11 protein-coding genes are annotated in these 16,054 nt (G+C 58.4%); 5 read left to right on the top strand and 6 right to left on the bottom strand.

Annotated features, from left to right (window positions below):
• Positions 1-14: 14 nt before the first annotated feature.
• The 5 genes from GN111_RS14120 to GN111_RS14100 all read left to right on the top strand — a co-directional run bounded on the left by GN111_RS14120 (position 15) and on the right by GN111_RS14100 (position 4,626).
• The gene (locus tag GN111_RS14120; RefSeq protein ID WP_155304366.1) at positions 15-530 is read left to right on the top strand and encodes a 4Fe-4S dicluster domain-containing protein; all 516 of its coding nucleotides are present in this window, start codon (positions 15-17) and stop codon (positions 528-530) included.
• Positions 531-709: 179 nt separating this feature from the next.
• Entirely contained in the window at positions 710-2,866 is a 2,157-nt protein-coding gene (locus tag GN111_RS14115) for an FAD-dependent oxidoreductase (protein ID WP_155304365.1), read from the top strand.
• A gap of 240 nt (positions 2,867-3,106) precedes the next feature.
• The gene (locus GN111_RS14110; RefSeq protein ID WP_155304364.1) at positions 3,107-3,319 is read left to right on the top strand and encodes a hypothetical protein; all 213 of its coding nucleotides are present in this window, start codon (positions 3,107-3,109) and stop codon (positions 3,317-3,319) included.
• A gap of 38 nt (positions 3,320-3,357) precedes the next feature.
• Positions 3,358-3,807, top strand: a complete 450-nt coding sequence (locus GN111_RS14105) for a CBS domain-containing protein (RefSeq protein ID WP_155304363.1) — start codon at positions 3,358-3,360, stop codon at positions 3,805-3,807.
• Between the two features lie 42 nt (positions 3,808-3,849).
• On the top strand, positions 3,850-4,626 hold the full coding sequence (locus GN111_RS14100) for a 2Fe-2S iron-sulfur cluster-binding protein (RefSeq protein ID WP_155304362.1): 777 nt from the start codon (positions 3,850-3,852) through the stop codon (positions 4,624-4,626).
• 115 nt (positions 4,627-4,741) lie between these two features.
• On the opposite strand, the gene GN111_RS14095 is transcribed toward GN111_RS14100, so the two are convergent.
• From GN111_RS14095 to GN111_RS14070, 6 genes are all read right to left on the bottom strand, one after another.
• On the bottom strand, positions 4,742-5,638 hold the full coding sequence (locus tag GN111_RS14095; RefSeq protein ID WP_155304361.1) for a dihydropteroate synthase: 897 nt from the start codon (positions 5,636-5,638) through the stop codon (positions 4,742-4,744).
• A 155-nt stretch (positions 5,639-5,793) separates the two neighbouring features.
• Complete coding sequence (gene acsC, locus GN111_RS14090) at positions 5,794-7,131, bottom strand: acetyl-CoA decarbonylase/synthase complex subunit gamma (RefSeq protein WP_155304360.1); 1,338 nt, start codon at positions 7,129-7,131, stop codon at positions 5,794-5,796.
• 106 nt (positions 7,132-7,237) lie between these two features.
• Positions 7,238-9,451: an acetyl-CoA decarbonylase/synthase complex subunit alpha/beta gene (acsB, locus tag GN111_RS14085; protein ID WP_155304359.1), complete on the bottom strand. Its 2,214-nt coding sequence runs from the start codon at positions 9,449-9,451 to the stop codon at positions 7,238-7,240.
• Between the two features lie 40 nt (positions 9,452-9,491).
• Positions 9,492-11,525 (bottom strand): anaerobic carbon-monoxide dehydrogenase catalytic subunit, encoded by a 2,034-nt coding sequence (cooS, locus tag GN111_RS14080; RefSeq protein WP_155304358.1) that lies wholly within the window; start codon positions 11,523-11,525, stop codon positions 9,492-9,494.
• A 42-nt stretch (positions 11,526-11,567) separates the two neighbouring features.
• Positions 11,568-13,145: an acetyl-CoA decarbonylase/synthase complex subunit delta gene (locus GN111_RS14075; RefSeq protein ID WP_155304357.1), complete on the bottom strand. Its 1,578-nt coding sequence runs from the start codon at positions 13,143-13,145 to the stop codon at positions 11,568-11,570.
• A 557-nt stretch (positions 13,146-13,702) separates the two neighbouring features.
• Positions 13,703-15,649: an ASKHA domain-containing protein gene (locus tag GN111_RS14070; RefSeq protein ID WP_155304356.1), complete on the bottom strand. Its 1,947-nt coding sequence runs from the start codon at positions 15,647-15,649 to the stop codon at positions 13,703-13,705.
• Positions 15,650-16,054: the final 405 nt, after the last annotated feature.

Below are 16,054 nucleotides of genomic sequence, written 5' to 3'. Positions count from 1 at the left end.
AGGATAAGAGGACGATGAGCAAATACTATCTGTTCCAGGACACCAAAAAGTGCATCGGCTGCCATGCCTGCGAAGTTCAATGCAAGGCCAACAAAAATCTGCCCGTAGGGCCGCGACTGTGCCAGATCATTCAGATCGGTCCGAAAATGATCGGTGGCCTCCCACGTGCCGCTTACATTTTCATGCCCTGTTTTCACTGCGAAAATCCCTGGTGTGTGGCCGCCTGCCCCACCGGTGCCATGCAGCAGCGCAGCAGCGACGGCATCGTATTTGTGGACCAGAACCTTTGCGTTGGATGTAAAACCTGTATTTCCGCATGTCCCTGGGGGGCGCCGCAGTGGAATCCGGAAACCGGCAAGGTGGTCAAGTGCGATTACTGCATGGATCGTGTGGACCAGGGGCTGGAGCCTGCCTGCGTGACCACCTGTACCTCACATTGCCTGAAGTTCGGCAAAGTGGAAGACATGACACAGATCCGTCGGGAACGCCACGCCCAGAGTGTCGCATCTTTGGAGCACAGTGCGTTTTAACTGACGACTTCATTTACTTAACGATGTTCCAAACACCCAACCCCCTCCCTCCAGGTCCTTCCGGGCGCATCCCGGAAGGACCGCTCCACTCATGACCGGAAGTTGGCTTCTCTCAAAACGCTCTTCGGTTATGACACTGATTTTCGTCCCGGAGGGCAGCGGGTGACAAGAGGTCACGCATGCCTGCAAGCCAATGCCCGGTCACGGAAAGCATCCATTTTGTTGACGAAGTCATTCGCCAGGGTGGGCTGACGTCTCCCCGAAGCCGCAGAATTGCCGAAGAGATTCATAGCCTGCTGGACGATGTCGCCTGGGGGCGGGCCGGTAATGACCACATGCCAGCCGTTCAGACATTGATCCAGGATTTACTTGGCGATGCCGACGAACCTGAAGGGCATCGCCTGGCCACGCAGCTTCAGCAGACCCTGGATACCCATGGCGAGGTTTTCGACAGCCATGTGAAAACCCACAACTGTCCTACCGGAACCTGCGAATGGTTGACGCCGGCACCCTGTCAGATGGCGTGTCCTGCGGGAATCGATGTCCCGACCTACGTAACCCTGATCGGAGAGGGAAGGGACGCCGAAGCCATCGATGTCATCCGTAGGGACAATCCCTTTCCCTGGGTGTGCGGTCTGGTCTGCACCCGGCCCTGCGAATTCATGTGTGTGCGCGGCCGCATCGACCGGCCGGTCTCCATCAAATTTCTCAAAGCCTTTGCCGCCGAGCGGGCCATGTCGGAAGGCAGTTATCGCAATCCGGAAAAAGAGCCGGATCGGGGCAAGCGCGTATGCGTGATCGGCGCCGGCCCCGGCGGATTGAGTGCGGCGTACTATCTGGCCCTGAAAGGCTACGGCGTTCATGTCATCGAGGCCCTGCCCATGGCTGGCGGCATGATCATGGTGGGCATTCCGCGCTACCGCCTGCCCCGGGAGGTGATCGACCGGGAGGTGGCCATGCTGGAAGAACTAGGCGTCACCTTTGCGTTTAACACGCGCTTCGGCGAAGACGTGACCTTGGATGACCTGAAAGCCGAGGGATATGAGGCCTTCTTCTTCGCCATCGGCGCCCACAAGGCATATCAATTGGGGATTCCCGGAGAAGCCGATTTTCCGCAGACCATGGAGGCCATTGACTTGCTACGCCGGGTGGCGCTGGGTGAACGGCGGGTGCCCGGAAAGCGTGTGGTCGTGGTCGGCGGCGGCAATGTGGCCATCGATGCGGCCCGAACCTGCCTGCGTCTCGGTTCTCCCGAAGTGACCATCGCCTATCGGCGGACGCGACATGAAATGCCGGCCGACGAGGAAGAAGTGGAGCAGGCCGAGGAAGAGGGCGTGCATTTCTCTTTTCTCACCATTCCCGGCAAGATCGTTGGCCAGGACGGCCGCATTACTGGAATGCAATGTGTGCGGGCTGAACTGGTGCAGCGGGAGGGCAGCAGCCGCATGTCCCCGGTTCCGGTTCTGGGCAGCGAGTACGTCATGGATGCCGACGTGGTAATCAGCGCCATCGGCCAGAAGGTCGACCAGCACTGCATGGGGGATCTAAAAGGGATGGGATGGACCCGGCGCGGGACCATCGATGTGAACATGGTAACCATGGAAACCGCCGTCGAGGGCATTTTTGCCGCCGGCGATGCCGTTACCGGACCGGCCACGGTGATCGAAGCCATCGGCGGTGGCAAGCGGGCCGCAGAATCCATCGACCGCTACCTGTTGGGAATTCCCCAGCCACAGATGCCGCCGGTTCCCGTCCGCCGTGGCCGGGAGGCCTGTACCGAGCTGCCGGCCAGCACCAAAATGGTGATCAAGCGGCCGACCATGGACATGCTGAACCTGGATCGCCGGCGAACGACCTTTCAGCAGGTGGAACTGGGGTACACCGAAAATATGGTCCGCGAGGAGGCCCGCCGATGTCTGCGGTGCGATATCTGCCGTCGCTGCGGCAAGTGTGTGGAGGTCTGTCGGGACAAGATGGGGATCAGCGCTCTGGAAATGGGCTACCTGGATTTCGACCACCCCGGCCACACCGATTTGCGGGCTACCGAGGAGCGCTGCATTCTTTGCGGCGCCTGCGCCGCCAACTGCCCCAACAATGCCATTCGTATCGAAGATCGCGGCGACGAACGGCTGCTGATCCTTTGCGGTACCATTTTAAACCGGCAGAAACTGGTATTCTGCAGCTCTTGCGGAAAAGCCATGGGACCGAAAAAATATCTGGATTTCATCAATAAGCGGGTGAAATCGGTTGGGCAGACGACCGGCGAACAGGTCCTTTGCGAAGCGTGTGCCCGGAGCCAGACGGCGCGGTTCAATGTGGACACCCTGCCTGTGTAAGGATGTTCGGGCAACCGTCAAGCCGCTGAATCGGATGTGTTTTTTTTCCTGCTGTTGGATCAGGCAAAAAACACAAAACCCAAATCACAAATAACAAACAAATTCCAATGACCGAAACCACAATTTCCGAACCTGATGAAGCCATGTCGTTTGAGATTTGGATATTGGAATTTTTTTGAGATTTGGTATTTGGTATTTGGAATTTCTTTCGTTCGGTTTGTTTCTTAAAGAGGAGGCGCCATGGCGTTCCGCAGAGGGGAAAAAGTAGAAGTATTTCAGCGCAGCAGCGATGAGAGTTGGGAGACATACATGGATCGCTTTATCGGCCTTCACGGCATCATCACCGATCCGGACACGGCCATCAATGATCCGGATGCGCTGGTGGAAGTGAGTCTCGAAGGCAAAGGCACCCACCGGCTGCCCCAGGATTGTTTGCGACGCATCGACGAGTGAAACGTTCCCAAGGTCTTTCGTAAAGGAGCCATAAAGACATGCGCGTTCGGGATGTGATGGCGGGAAAGAGCCGGGCCGTGCACACCATTGATGCCAGGCAAACCGCCGAAGACGCCATTGTACGTATGACAGAGCAGCAGGCATCGGCGCTGATTGTCATGGATGGCGACATGCCGGTGGGAATTTTTACCGAGAGGGACGTGCTGCGGTGCCATGTAGCCTGGCGGGATCGGCTTTTCCGGGAAATGCCCCTGAAGGAGGCCATGACCGATAACCTGATCGTGGCCCAGCTTGACGATCTGGTGAGCAGCGCCATGGCCATGATGATCAAGGCGGATATCCGTCACCTGCCGGTGGTCAGAGACGGGAGAATCGACGGCATGCTCACCATTTCCGATCTGGTGAAGCACCACGTGGGCGAATTGACTGCCGAACTGCACTACCTCCAGGAATACATTACCGATCTTCAGGATGCCGTACACGATTGACGATTTCGAAAAACCGATCAAGCGGTTGTAAAGGATCAACTCATGACCACCATCATTATCGACGGGCAGACCTACGAAGCCGAAGAAGGAAAGACGGCGCTGCAGGTCGCCCGGGCCAACAACATTTCCATTCCGACCCTGTGCTACCATCCGGCCCTGAAACCGTCCGGTTCCTGCAAATTGTGCGCGGTGGAGGTGACCGGCCGCAGCGGCCGGCAAATCGCCATGCTGTCCTGTATTCTCAAGGTAAAGGACGGGCTGGAAATCAAGACCACGGGGCCCATTGTGGAGGCCGCCCGGACCAAGGCCTTTCAAAATCTGCTGCGCATGGCTCCCCAATCCGCGCGGCTGCGGCAAATGGCCAGGGAACACGGTGTGGATTTAGGAACGCCGCCGGACGGTTGCGTTCGCTGCCGGCTTTGCGTGCGGGTCTGCAAAGAGGTCGTCGGGGCCAGTGCGTTGAAAATGAAGAAAATCGACGACGTCAACTTTGTGATACCGGAACCGGATCGCTGCATCGGCTGCGGCACCTGCGCCAATATCTGCCCCACCGGTGCCATCCGGGTGGAGGACCATGAAAACGTTCGCTCGGTGATGATTCGGGACGAAGTCGTCGGCAAACATCCGCTGGAGCGTTGCGAAGGATGTGGACGCTGGTTTGCCACCACCCGCTTCATGGATTTCATCGAACAGCGCACCGCACCCCATCCCCACGTGAAAGAGACCCATGCCTATTGCCCGACCTGTGCCAAGATGTTTTCGGACCGGACCCGGGCGGTATCCGAGCACTCTGTTAAAATGCGCATGCCGGGACACTGATGGTTTGAAATTTCAAATTTGACCATGGCGCCATTTGCGCCGCCAGAAAATAAAAAAAGCCCCCTCCATACGGAAGGGGCTTTTCATTGCAAAACAGAGGTATTGCGCTGGACGCCTAAACTTCCAACCAGGAGTCGGAGTAAAGGGTCTTTCCGAGGATGACGTCCACGGTCTTGGCGTAGTCCAGCATCTCCTTGGAGAGGCTTGCGCGGTCGGGCTCGTTGCCGTCCAGCATGCCGTAGATCAGGTCCACGACATCCTGGCGCTCGCCCTTGCAAATAGCAGTCTGCTGTTCATCGCGAGGATCGGTGATGATCGACTCCATACCGCATTTCATCAACATTACGGTGTAAGTCTGGTTCAAAATCGGACGCAGGTGATCGGGCGGTCCGTTGGAGATGTTGGACAGGCCGCAGGTGCTTCTGGCGCCGGGGGCCATGTCCGGGATCATCTTCTGGAACTCCATGAGGCTGATGGCCTGGGGCTGCTGAATGTTCACCGGTGTCACGATGCCGTCCACCCAGATTTTTTCGTTGGGGATGCCGGCTTCGTTGGCAAAGTAAAGCAATTCCACGCACAGGGCGGCGCGTTCGTTCTCGTCCCGGGGCAGACCATCGGGACCCCACATCAGGGCCACGAAGTCGGCGTTGTACTCGGCCGCCATGGGCACCATGCGCTCGTAACGCTCGGGGCGGCACATGATGGAGTTGATGATGTGCGGTGTCCCGCTGGGCACCGGCTTGACCACCTTCAGGGCCGCTTCGATGGCGTCAATGTTGGAGGTGTCCAGGGCCAGGGGCAAATCGGGAACAACATCCTGGACCACTTCGACCACCCAAGGCATCAACTCATGGCCGTCTTTCTTGGCAGGACCAAGGTTGATGTCGATGTAGTCCATCCGTTTTTCCTTCTGGAAGAGGGCCTCTTCCTGGATCGGTTTGGGATCGCGCTCCTTGAAGGCCCGACCGATCTTTTTGGAAATAACATTCAAACTCTCGCCGATAAGTAGCATACTCCCTTCCTTTCTTTTTCTCGGCATCATGCTCCGGCCAGTTTTCCGGCCACGAATGACGCAATTGCCAACGTTGATGGCCGGCAATCCGGCCAGGAAACGACGGTCAGGACCAGGCGGTTGCCAACGATCCTGACCGTTAGATCACATAGCGGTTACGCTCTGAGGAATCCAGGAATGTGCGCAGCTTCCCGGGGACCCACGGTGATGGTCCAGCCAGGCAGTTCCTCTTCCACGTCGCCCACGATGGCGGCGGCATAGCCGGGAATGACGATTTCCTGATGTTTGATCTTGTCGGTGATGCCGCTTTTCTTGACAAACATCCCCACATCGTCGCCGGCGAACTTCCCGGCGGCCCAGGCGGTGAGAACGGATAGACCCTCGGAATCTTTGATGAGCAGCCAGGTGGGTACCTTGCTGGCCTCGATTTCACCGGAAACGATGAAGTAGGTCAGCGCAAAGTTGGTGGTCACCAGCACGCGTGAATTCTCATCCGGGTTGTTGATGGGGTAAATGCCCTCGGTGACGGTCATAGGCCGTTGCGGGTCGGTAAAGATGTTGAGCCGTTCCAGCAGCAGGGGGAAGACCGATTCGCCGGCGAAGTCGGACATGACCACGATGCTGCCGTATTTAGCCACGAACATGGCAGCCAGCATGGTTTCCGCATCCAGGTTGGAGGCCATTTCGCAGGGAAAAGCAATGGTGGGGAAACCCACGGCCCGGTTGCCGTCCTTCAGGGCAGCCCGGCGAATGGCGATCATGTCCTCGTTGGCCTGCTTGGGTTCCCGTGATCCGGGATCCAGCACCAGGTCCTTGAGACCCATGCCGGTGAGTTTTTCAGACAGGGCGGTCAGCGCATCGATGGAATCGGCCTTGATGCCCAAGGGCAGGTCGTTGTCCTTGGCGATGGCACCCATGGCGTCGGCGTTGGCTTCCGTGGCCCCGAAGAGCAGGGGGCGTTTAAAAGCGCAAGCCTCCGCGCCGGCTTTCATTACGTCGGCGTCTTCGGTCATCAGGATCACGTTAAACTCGGAGGTATCGGCAATCTGTTTGGCCACGGCAGCAAAGGCGGCTGCATCGCCGTTTACATCCTTGACGGCCACCAGTTCCGGCCGCAGGTTCAACCCCACCCGTTCGAACTGGTAAGCATTCCAGTCCTTGAGTTTGGCTTCCAGGTCACCGGCGGAGATGTCGGAGCCTACCTGGGCGGCCAGCAGGGTGGGGCTGTAGAAGGTTTTTTCATGGCGGTACTGGACGGTTTCGCCTCCGGTAGTGGCTTTGCGTACACCGGCACCGACCACGACAGGACGGATGGGCGGCGCTGAGGCCTCGGAGAGTTGGGCACGGGCTTCATCGGAGACATAGGGGCAACTGTCCAGCTCGGCCTTACCGGATGCCAGGTTCATGGCAAAGGCAAGGCAGGTGGGTACCCCGCACTCCTTGCAGTTGGTCTTGGGCAGCAGTTTGAAAATCTGAATACCGGTTAATGCCATACTCTTCTCCTTATCTGTATGGGCAATTCCCCGGCTGGCGTGACCGGGGAATCGGTTGCTATGGCTCGACGGGCCGGACGCCAGGGACCGGCCCGTCTAAACCTGATTAACCAATCAGCGGATCCATGGACAGGGCCGGGTGGCCTTTTTCCTGGAGGTAGGGCAGGATCTCCTCCTCGGTGATGCCCACGGTTTCGTCTGCGATCATGTCATAAAAACCTGGAATACCATTCTCCTCGCCGAATCTGTCCAGACGCTCTTTGATTTCTTCCTTGAGGATTTTAGGCATCCAGACCATGCGTTTCAGTCCGCCGTCACCCTTGATGAACTTCTTCTGGGTGATGTTGAACTTGGAGTGGCCCACGAATCCCGGTGAGGAAGCACCACCGCCCATGACGCCGGCCAGGGTGGTGAACTTCATGCCGCAGGGAGTCTCGCCGGCATAGTCACGGTTAACGGTCATGACCCCGTTGCATGAGGGCAGCATGGCTGCGATGCACTCACAGCACCCGCAGGTGGTCATGGGATCAATGACCATGGAGTAGAAGTTGTAGTGGGTCACGGCGCCGCGGGAGGCTTTGTAAACAAAGTCGTTGACGCCTTTCCACTGGCCCAGCACCGGATCGATGCACTCGCCCTTTTCGATGGGCTGGTTGGGGCCGGTGGGGTTGATCTCGTAGGAGGCCTTGCAGTCCATCCAGTTGTAAGCGCCGCACAGGCCGGTCCGTTCCGGGCTGACCGAACACACGTGGTTGGGCGCGAAGGACTGGCACAGGGTGCAGGAGTAGAAGATCTCCACATCCTCGTCGGTCATCTTCTCGACACGCTCGTCGCGCGTCTTGTACTCGGCGCGGGCCTTAGCCGTGAGTTTTTCCACGTCTTCCTTCTTGGTCATCAGGGTAACCTGGACCTTGTCGAGGATCTTGCCGAAGTCCTGATGGAACTTGGCATGCAGCACCACGCCGATGTCTTTCAGGGTGAAGCCCTTCTCGATGGCGGCCTTGCTGATGCGCACCCAGGAGATGTCACGCTGACCGATGTGCATGATGCCCTGGATGTAGTTGATCAGGTGGTGGATCTGGCGTTCCAGGATAGGCTCGAAGTCGGGCTGCATCTCGCGGCCGGCCACCTGGATGAAGATCCCCATGGGAAAGGTGTCGCCTTCCTTAAGGTCGCCCACATCCGGGCCATCGACGATAACCTTGCCGTCTTCGATCTCGTTCATCTCGGCCATCTTCACCAACTCGGTGCACTGGGTCTTGCCGCCACCGCACTGAGCATACAGGTCGGCGCCGCGTACACGCTCGCCCTCGTAAGCCGGACCAAAAGCGCAGGGGATTTCGATGTCGGAGACGATGGTTTTCAAGCCGCGGACTTCCACGGAACGCTGGCACATTTCCTCGTGGGACACGTTGGCGACCACATGCTCGTAGGTACAGATACCCGTGGGCAGGATCTCGGGAATGTCGGTATCGGCCAGGGTCGGAAAACCCCAGTTGACGCAGCCGGCAGCAGCCACGCCCCACTCGGTGCCCACATCGCCCAGAGCGTTGACGAAGGCAAAAATACGATCCTTGTTGTAGAGCAGGATTTTCTTGTAATCACCGGGTTTCACGCCACCGAAAGCCATGGCGGCGCGGTTGGCGAAACCGAGAGCGAATACGGCCGAGGAGATGTCCGGGCCGAAAGGAACGATACGGGTGTTCCAGCCGATCTGGACGCCGGCATCGAGCAACTGCTCAATGAGGGTGGTGCCGTTGTGGCTGGCCGCACAGAAGATATAAAGGCTTCGTCTCTGGTACTCTTCGACGATATCCTTGGCGATCTCTTTATTCGGTGCGGCGCCGACCATGGCGGCGAATCCGGGAGCCGAACCGTCGACGAATTCCACACCGCGTTTCCGCAGGATGGTATCGTCGGCCGGACCGACCCAGAGCTTGCCGGCTTCGATGTCCGGATCTTCTTCGGGAATGTAGAAATCCGGCTGCTCCAGGATGCGCAGGGCTTCCATGATCTCGTAGCAGAAAATACTGGCCATACCGGCGTCCAGCAGGGGACCCAGGTAGGGCAGATGGTGTTTCCCCTTGATGTGCGGCGGCAGGAGGCCGCGGGCAAATTCGAGGGGTTTTTTCAGGTCTTCCAGCGTCTCGACCTTCATGCCGGTCAGCGAGTAGATCACCGGCAGGTAGTAGGCCGTGTTGGGAAACCCGATCTTGGTGTCGGCGTTGTAGGTAGCCATTGCTTTGCGGTAAAGGCCTTCAGTGCTGGAAACCACCTTGTATCCACCCTGAATGGCAGCAAATGCGACTAATTTAGACATATCGTATTCCTCCTTCGTTGAGGATCTGGTTGAAAATCAATTACGCTTCCAGCGCCTGGCGGTCGGCCATATCCATGAGCACACGTTCCCGGGCTTTGTCGATTCCCAGTTCTTTGCGTTTCTTGTCGATGTGGGCGATCATCATCTGAGCATGCTTGATCGGGTCGGGCTCGATATCCCACTTGCCGCCGTAAATTTTTTCCAGCTCATCGGAAATGTAATTGTGGAACACCGGTGCACCGGAAGTGGGCAGGGTCACGCCGAATACCGTATACATACCGGAGGCGACGAAATAGTGGCCGATGGAGATGGCTTTCTCACTCATCCACTCGGGCGCGCTACCGGCGGCCGGCAGATCGCAGATGTCCTTGCCCAGTCCGCCTGCCTTGACCACTTCGGTGGCTGCCAGCAGGATCCGGCTGTTGTCCACACAGGAGCCCAGATGCAGGACCGGCGGGATACCCACGACCTCGCAGACCTCGGCCAGGCCCGGACCGCAATGCACGGCGGCGGCTTCGGGCGTCAGCAGCCCTTCCATGGCACAGGCGATGCCGTTGCAGCCGGTCGTCAGGACGATGACGTCGTTTTTGATCAGTTCCTTGACCACCTCGATATGGGCTTCGTTGTGGCGGTTGCGGGCGTTGTTGCATCCCACTACGCCGGCGATGCCGCGGATACGGCCGTTGATGATATTGTCGTTCAGGGTGTAGTAGTTACCGCGGAAGGTGCCGCCCAGGTGATACTGGATCGATTCCACACCGAAACCGGCGACCTGGGTGCATTTATGGCGGGGGATCATCACCTCGCTGCCGCGATTGGCGAAATTGTCGATACCCATCTTGACGATCTTCTCAGCGTCTTCAAGGGCGTAATGCTCATCGAATTCGATGTGGATCACGTTATCCTGCTCCATCTTGGCGATGGGGTGGGTGGTGATCAGCTTGGTGTGGAAACATTTGGCCACATTTGCCAGGTTCTGCATGATGCACTGAATATCGACCACCATGGCGTCGCAGGCGCCAGTGATAATGGCCAGTTCCTGGGACAGGAAGGTGGTGGCCGACGGGATGCCGTGGCGCTGCAGGATTTCGTTGGCCGTGCAGCAGATACCGCTGAGCTGAATGCCCTTGGCGCCCTTGGACTTGGCGTATTCAATGATCTCGGGCTTCTGGGATACCGCTACGATCATTTCGGAGAGTACCGGTTCATGGCCGTGGACGACGATGTTGACGTGGTCTTCCTTCATCACGCCCAGATTGGCTTCGGACTGCAGGGGGTAGGGGGTGCCGAAGAGCACGTCCTGCAGGTCGGTGGCCAGCATGGAGCCGCCCCAGCCGTCGGCGATGGCGGCGCGGGTGCCCTGCTTCATCAGGTTTTTGTAGTCCTGGTCCACGCCCATATGGGTGCGGTGCATGATTTCGACGATTTCGCGGTCGATGTTGCGCGGAATCACGCCGTTTTTCTTCCATTTCTCGTACAGCGGCGCAGGTGCGCGTTTGGCGAAAAGCAACTCGCCTTCGTACTTGCCCCATTCATTGAGGGCCTTTTCGGCCACTTCCAGGGCGATCTCGTCGATGTCGCGGTCCTTGACCTCGCCGTCCTCCTCGACGGTAGTGGCGACTTCCAGCCAGGGAGCGATCTGCAGCAGCTTGTTGGTGTCTTTGATCTTGTAAGCCTCGGTCTCCTTGCGGGCCGCGCTCATGAACACCTCGGCCACGCAGCGGCCGTGATCGGAGTGAGCGGAGGCGCCGCCGGCGATCATGCGGATGAAGTTACGCGCGGCAATGGTGTTGGCCGTGGCACCGCACAGGCCCTTACGGGTGTCTTCGCCTTCGATGCCGCCCTTGGGCAGCGGCAGGCGGCAGGGGCCCATGGCGCAGTTTTTACAGCAGATGCCCTGGATTCCGATGTTACAGGGTTTCATTTGCACGGCGCGGTCGAACACCGTGTCGATGCCCATTTTCTGGGCCCGGGCGATCATTTCCTGACTGGCCGGATCGATGGTTGCGGCGATGGGATCGGCCAACTTCGGGGCCGCGGCTTTTTTCGCGACGGGTTTCTTGATTTCTGCCATCAGAGGTTCCTCCTCGTATTGATTTCGGCAAAGGTTAACAAATTAATACAGCGGGATGCGTCGATGCACCCAGTTGAGCTTGTCCAGAATCTTTTCGTATTCGGTTTTCTGGACGGCGGCGGCGGTCATGGAGACGGCCTTTTCCGTTTCGCCGCTGGCACGCTTGGCAGCATGTGCCTCGCGCTCGGCGGCACGCTTCTGGCGCAGGGCATCTTCGGCGGCTTCGCGTTCGGCGGCAGCCTTGGCTGCGGCTTCCTTTTCCGCTTTGGCTTTGGCCTCGGCATCGGCCTTGGCTTTGGCTTCGGCATCCGCTTTGGCCTTGGCTTCAGCATCGGCCTTGGCCTTGGCATCGGCCTCGGCTTTGGCGGCAGCATCGGCCTTGGCCTTGGCTTCAGCTTCGGCTTTGGCTTTGGCTTCGGCTTCGGGATCTGCCGCAGGTGCGGCCGGGGCAGCGGCCGGTGCAGGTTCGGCTTTCTTCTCCGCAGCCGGTTTGGCGGCGGGTTTTGCAGCGGCGGCAGCCGGCTTGGCAGCGGCTTTCGGCGCGGCCTTGGCAGCCGGTTTGGCGGCTTTCTTCTCTTCTTCGACGGTCAGATCCGGTTCCGGAGCCAGGGCGGCCAGGTCAACGGAGACGCCTTCCAGCCGCTTGGCGATGGGATCAATGTCGGCAGCACTGCCGCCGTCCATGGCCAGGTCGATAAAGGCCTTGACCAGGCGGATGGATTCGGGATGTCGCATGATGAGGATGTCCGAACCGGCCATGAGGTAGGTAACGGCCCCTACGGCTTCCATGAGGATGCCGCGTTTTTCCGGGTCCCCCAGGGTCGGGGCTTCTTCAACGGTCTGTTTGGCTTCCTTGCACTTCCAGACTTCGTTGGCCAGGTTGTTGATGATGGGCATCTGCAGCTTGTCGTCGCCCTGGGCCATGGCGGCCATTCTCAGGCGTTCCATGACCGAATAGCTGTACTCCATGCCGTATCCCAGACCGCCGGTGGTCGGGTCGATGATCACTCGGTCCATGGGCATGCCCAGGTTTTCCAGCAGGATGTTGACCTGCTTGGCCAGGTTGACGTCGATGGGAGACGAGCTGATGATGGCGTGGCCGTAACCCATGGCTGCGGCGCCGATGCCTTTGTGGTTTTTATCTTCCACCGGTCCCAGGGTCAGCTGCACGTCCTGGACATCTTCGGCGATCTTTTTGAAGACCGCTTCGTCTTTCTCGTGGTTGGCCACGCCCCAGACCACCAGGGGAACATCGATGGCGGCCAGCACTTTTTTGACCGTGGCAGAGGCATCCGCCGGACTGGCGTCGGTACCGTTGGGATCGGTGCTCTTGAGCTGCAGCACGATAATCTCGGCACCGTATTCCGCGACGCATTTTTTGGCCCATGCAGCCGGATCCGAAATCACATCCTTGAACGGCTCCAAGGCGGCTGCCGGCCACTCCTCGGGCTCCATATCCCAGATTTCCATGGCAATCCGCGGTTTGTGGGGCATTTCCCCCTCAAACTGGTAAAACGGATAGCAGGTTTCGCCACCAACGGTAATGGCCTTGTCGCCTTTACCGATGGAGATCGCCTTAATCGCACCTGCATACGATTCCTTGTAGAATTCGAAGCTCAACGTTACCTCCTTATCAGCTACCGGTTAATGATTGAGGTTTGTGACAGCAATTTTGTGACAGCAATGCGGTGGTTCGTACGCTCGTGACAGGGCGCAGATACCCGGCCACTACATGAGAAATTCAGACCCCCTTTCGTATAATTTTTTTTTATATGCAATATCTACAACGGCAGATAAGAATCCATGGCAGGCGTATGGCGGGGGAAAGCAAAAACCGCGGTAAGCGAGATGGATCGTTTTCGTTTTTATGCAGCGTGGCATCGTCGAAACAGTCCTCTGGTGCACAAATAATCGCTTATTTGGTCAATCTGAGAAACGGCTTTTTATTCACTGCGATAAGGCCCGAAGGGCCAAGACGGCTTTTTGCTTAATAAAAGGTGTAAAACCAAGGATTGTACTTATATCTTGGCGGGTTTATTTGTCAATAGAGGAGTGCGATTAAATCCCAATTTCCTACTAGATTGCCTTCAGTGGGCAGGGATTGTTCGCAATGGCAAAAACGCCTGCACCTAGAACAATCGGATTTCCGTTTTTTCGGTTTGCCCGCAAGCGCGCGATCAGGCATTGTCCCGACGTCGGGACAGCCGTTCTTTGAGACGGGGAAACCGTTCCATGTCGGTATGGGGCAAAAACAGGGCGGCCACATAGTTGTCCATGTACGACGGGGTTTCCGACAATTCGAAATTGGTCATGGAGCGCGTCACCTCCACCACGTCCCGCCGGATGCGGTTGGTCAGACTGCTCATCTTGGCACCCATGAGAGAACTGTTGCCGATGAAGGTCACCTTCTCCGGTTCGATTTCCGGCAGCAGGCCAATGGTCATGGCCTTTTCCAGGTCCACATAGCTGCCGAACCCCCCGGCCAGGATGATGCGCTCGATATCCGCCTTGTCCATGCCCACCTCGGCCAGCAGGGTCATGCAGCCGCTGTATATCGCCCCCTTGGCCCGGATCAGGTTCTCTATGTCGATCTCGGTCAGGGCGATGTCCCGGTCGATCTGGGTTTCTTCGGCCCGGGCCAGCACGTATTCCCATACCCCATTGTCCTCACGGATGCGGTCGGTGGCAAGATCGCGGTTGAATTTGCCCAGGTTGTCGATCAGACCCAGTTCGAACATCACCGCGATCATGATGATCAGGCCCGAGCCGCAGATGCCCTTGGGGCGCACGTTGCCGATGGTCATGAGCATGGGCTCCCAGGTCGTGGGATCCAGCGAGAAGTCCTCGATGGCGCCCTTGGCCGCCCGCATGCCGAACTTGATGCCTCCGCCCTCAAAGGCCGGTCCGGCGCTGCAGGCCGCACAGGCCAGCCAGTCCCGGTTGCCGATCACGATCTCGGCGTTGGTGCCGATGTCCATGAACAGGGTCAGCCGCTCGTCCCGGTACATGCCCGATCCCATGACGCCGGCTACGATATCCCCGCCCACATAGCTGGAAACGGCCGGGTAGACCAGGGCCGTGACATGGTCGCCCATATCCAGGCCGATGTCCACCGCCCGGATGGGTGGATAAAGGGTCGAGGCCGGCACATAGGGGCTGCGCCGGATGTAGCGCGGATTGATCTTGAGCAACAGCTGGGTCATGGTGGTGTTGCCGGCCAGGGTGATGGCGGCAATATCGTCCGGGTCCACCTTGGACCGTCGTACGATGCCGTTCACAATCTTGTTGATGGTCTCGGCCGCCACTTTTTGCAGCTGTTCCAGTCCGCCGGCTTTCTCGGCGAACACGATCCGGCTGATCACGTCCTCGCCGTAGCTGATCTGACCGTTGAAATCGCCTTTCTCGGCCAGCACCGCTCCGCTTTTCAGATCGATGAGCTGGCCGTAGATCGTGGTGGTGCCGATGTCCATGGCGATAGCGTAGATGCGGTCGCTGGTGTCGCCGGGCTGGACGTTGACGATCTCGGTTTTGCCGCTTTCCATCACCGGCCGGGCCAGGGTGGCCGTCACCCGGAATCCGTCCTTGCGCAGCACGTCGGGAATCTTGCGGATCACCGGCAGGCTGACGGTCAGGCGATGTTCGTCGTGGTGCAGTTTCAGGTGGCTGACCAGCCGGGTGACGTCGGGCAGGTGGTCCTGGTTGTCCGGCTCGGGAAGTTCGATATAGATTTTCTCCACCGGCGGCAGAAACAGCCCCTGCTCTTTTAAGTCGTTCAGGTCCATCTGTCGGATGCGGGCCGTTTTCCGGGGAACGTAGCTCTGCTTCAACACGCTGGTGTCGATGGCCGACTCCACGGGCACGCGCACGGTGACGTCTCCGGTGACAAGCGACTTGCAGGCCAGGCGATAGCCTTTTTCCCGATCTTCCGGGCTGAGCTGCTCGCTGATGCCCCCGGCCACCTCACCTGATTCGACGATGACTCGGCACTTGCCGCAAACGCCTTCCCCGCCGCACGAGGCGTTAATGTGCACGCCGGCCTCCATGGCCGCCCGGATCAGCACGGTGCCCTCGGGTACTTGAATTTCGCGGTTGTGGGGAAGGAATGATACGGTATGGACGGTCATTTGGGCTTTCCTTGCACGCTTTCTGAGGTGGTTTTTGCGGCTTCTTGCCGGCGGTCTTCAGCCATCCGATCCAACGAGCGCCCTGCCGGCCCGGGTGCGGAGGCCTTTCTTGCGGTTTGCTGCCAACCCGTTGCCGGTGGCGGAAGCTTTTCAAACTTTTGTTATGAACATTCTTTCATATCGGTTCATGCCGTTTTTATCAAGCAAAAGTCCATGGATTCCGGAAACCGGATGTCTTCGCGGCTTAAGAAACTGAATTGCAGTCAGTTTATATGTATGTTGACAATACGCGTCGATTATTATAACGGCTTAAGGCTATTAGCTATTTCAGGATCATGCCGGACAAGCCGGCGCGAAATGCGTGGCTGAAACCGGACCGGGTTTTCTCTTTTTCAGGCGGTGTTC

It is taken from the genome of Desulfosarcina widdelii (assembly GCF_009688965.1).
GTDB lineage: Bacteria > Desulfobacterota > Desulfobacteria > Desulfobacterales > Desulfosarcinaceae > Desulfosarcina > Desulfosarcina widdelii.
This window is presented reverse-complemented; position numbering and strand designations above follow the sequence as displayed.

What these genes read in the sequence shown, in the direction of transcription:
- cooS (WP_155304358.1), bottom strand. Translation starts at nt 11,525, where the DNA reads ATGGCAGAAATCAAGAAACCCGTCGCGAAAAAAGCCGCGGCCCCGAAG.
- GN111_RS14120 (WP_155304366.1), top strand. Translation starts at nt 15, where the DNA reads ATGAGCAAATACTATCTGTTCCAGGACACCAAAAAGTGCATCGGCTGC.
- acsC (WP_155304360.1), bottom strand. Translation starts at nt 7,131, where the DNA reads ATGGCATTAACCGGTATTCAGATTTTCAAACTGCTGCCCAAGACCAAC.
- GN111_RS14100 (WP_155304362.1), top strand. Translation starts at nt 3,850, where the DNA reads ATGACCACCATCATTATCGACGGGCAGACCTACGAAGCCGAAGAAGGA.
- GN111_RS14070 (WP_155304356.1), bottom strand. Translation starts at nt 15,649, where the DNA reads ATGACCGTCCATACCGTATCATTCCTTCCCCACAACCGCGAAATTCAA.
- GN111_RS14110 (WP_155304364.1), top strand. Translation starts at nt 3,107, where the DNA reads ATGGCGTTCCGCAGAGGGGAAAAAGTAGAAGTATTTCAGCGCAGCAGC.
- GN111_RS14105 (WP_155304363.1), top strand. Translation starts at nt 3,358, where the DNA reads ATGCGCGTTCGGGATGTGATGGCGGGAAAGAGCCGGGCCGTGCACACC.
- GN111_RS14095 (WP_155304361.1), bottom strand. Translation starts at nt 5,638, where the DNA reads ATGCTACTTATCGGCGAGAGTTTGAATGTTATTTCCAAAAAGATCGGT.
- acsB (WP_155304359.1), bottom strand. Translation starts at nt 9,451, where the DNA reads ATGTCTAAATTAGTCGCATTTGCTGCCATTCAGGGTGGATACAAGGTG.
- GN111_RS14115 (WP_155304365.1), top strand. Translation starts at nt 710, where the DNA reads ATGCCTGCAAGCCAATGCCCGGTCACGGAAAGCATCCATTTTGTTGAC.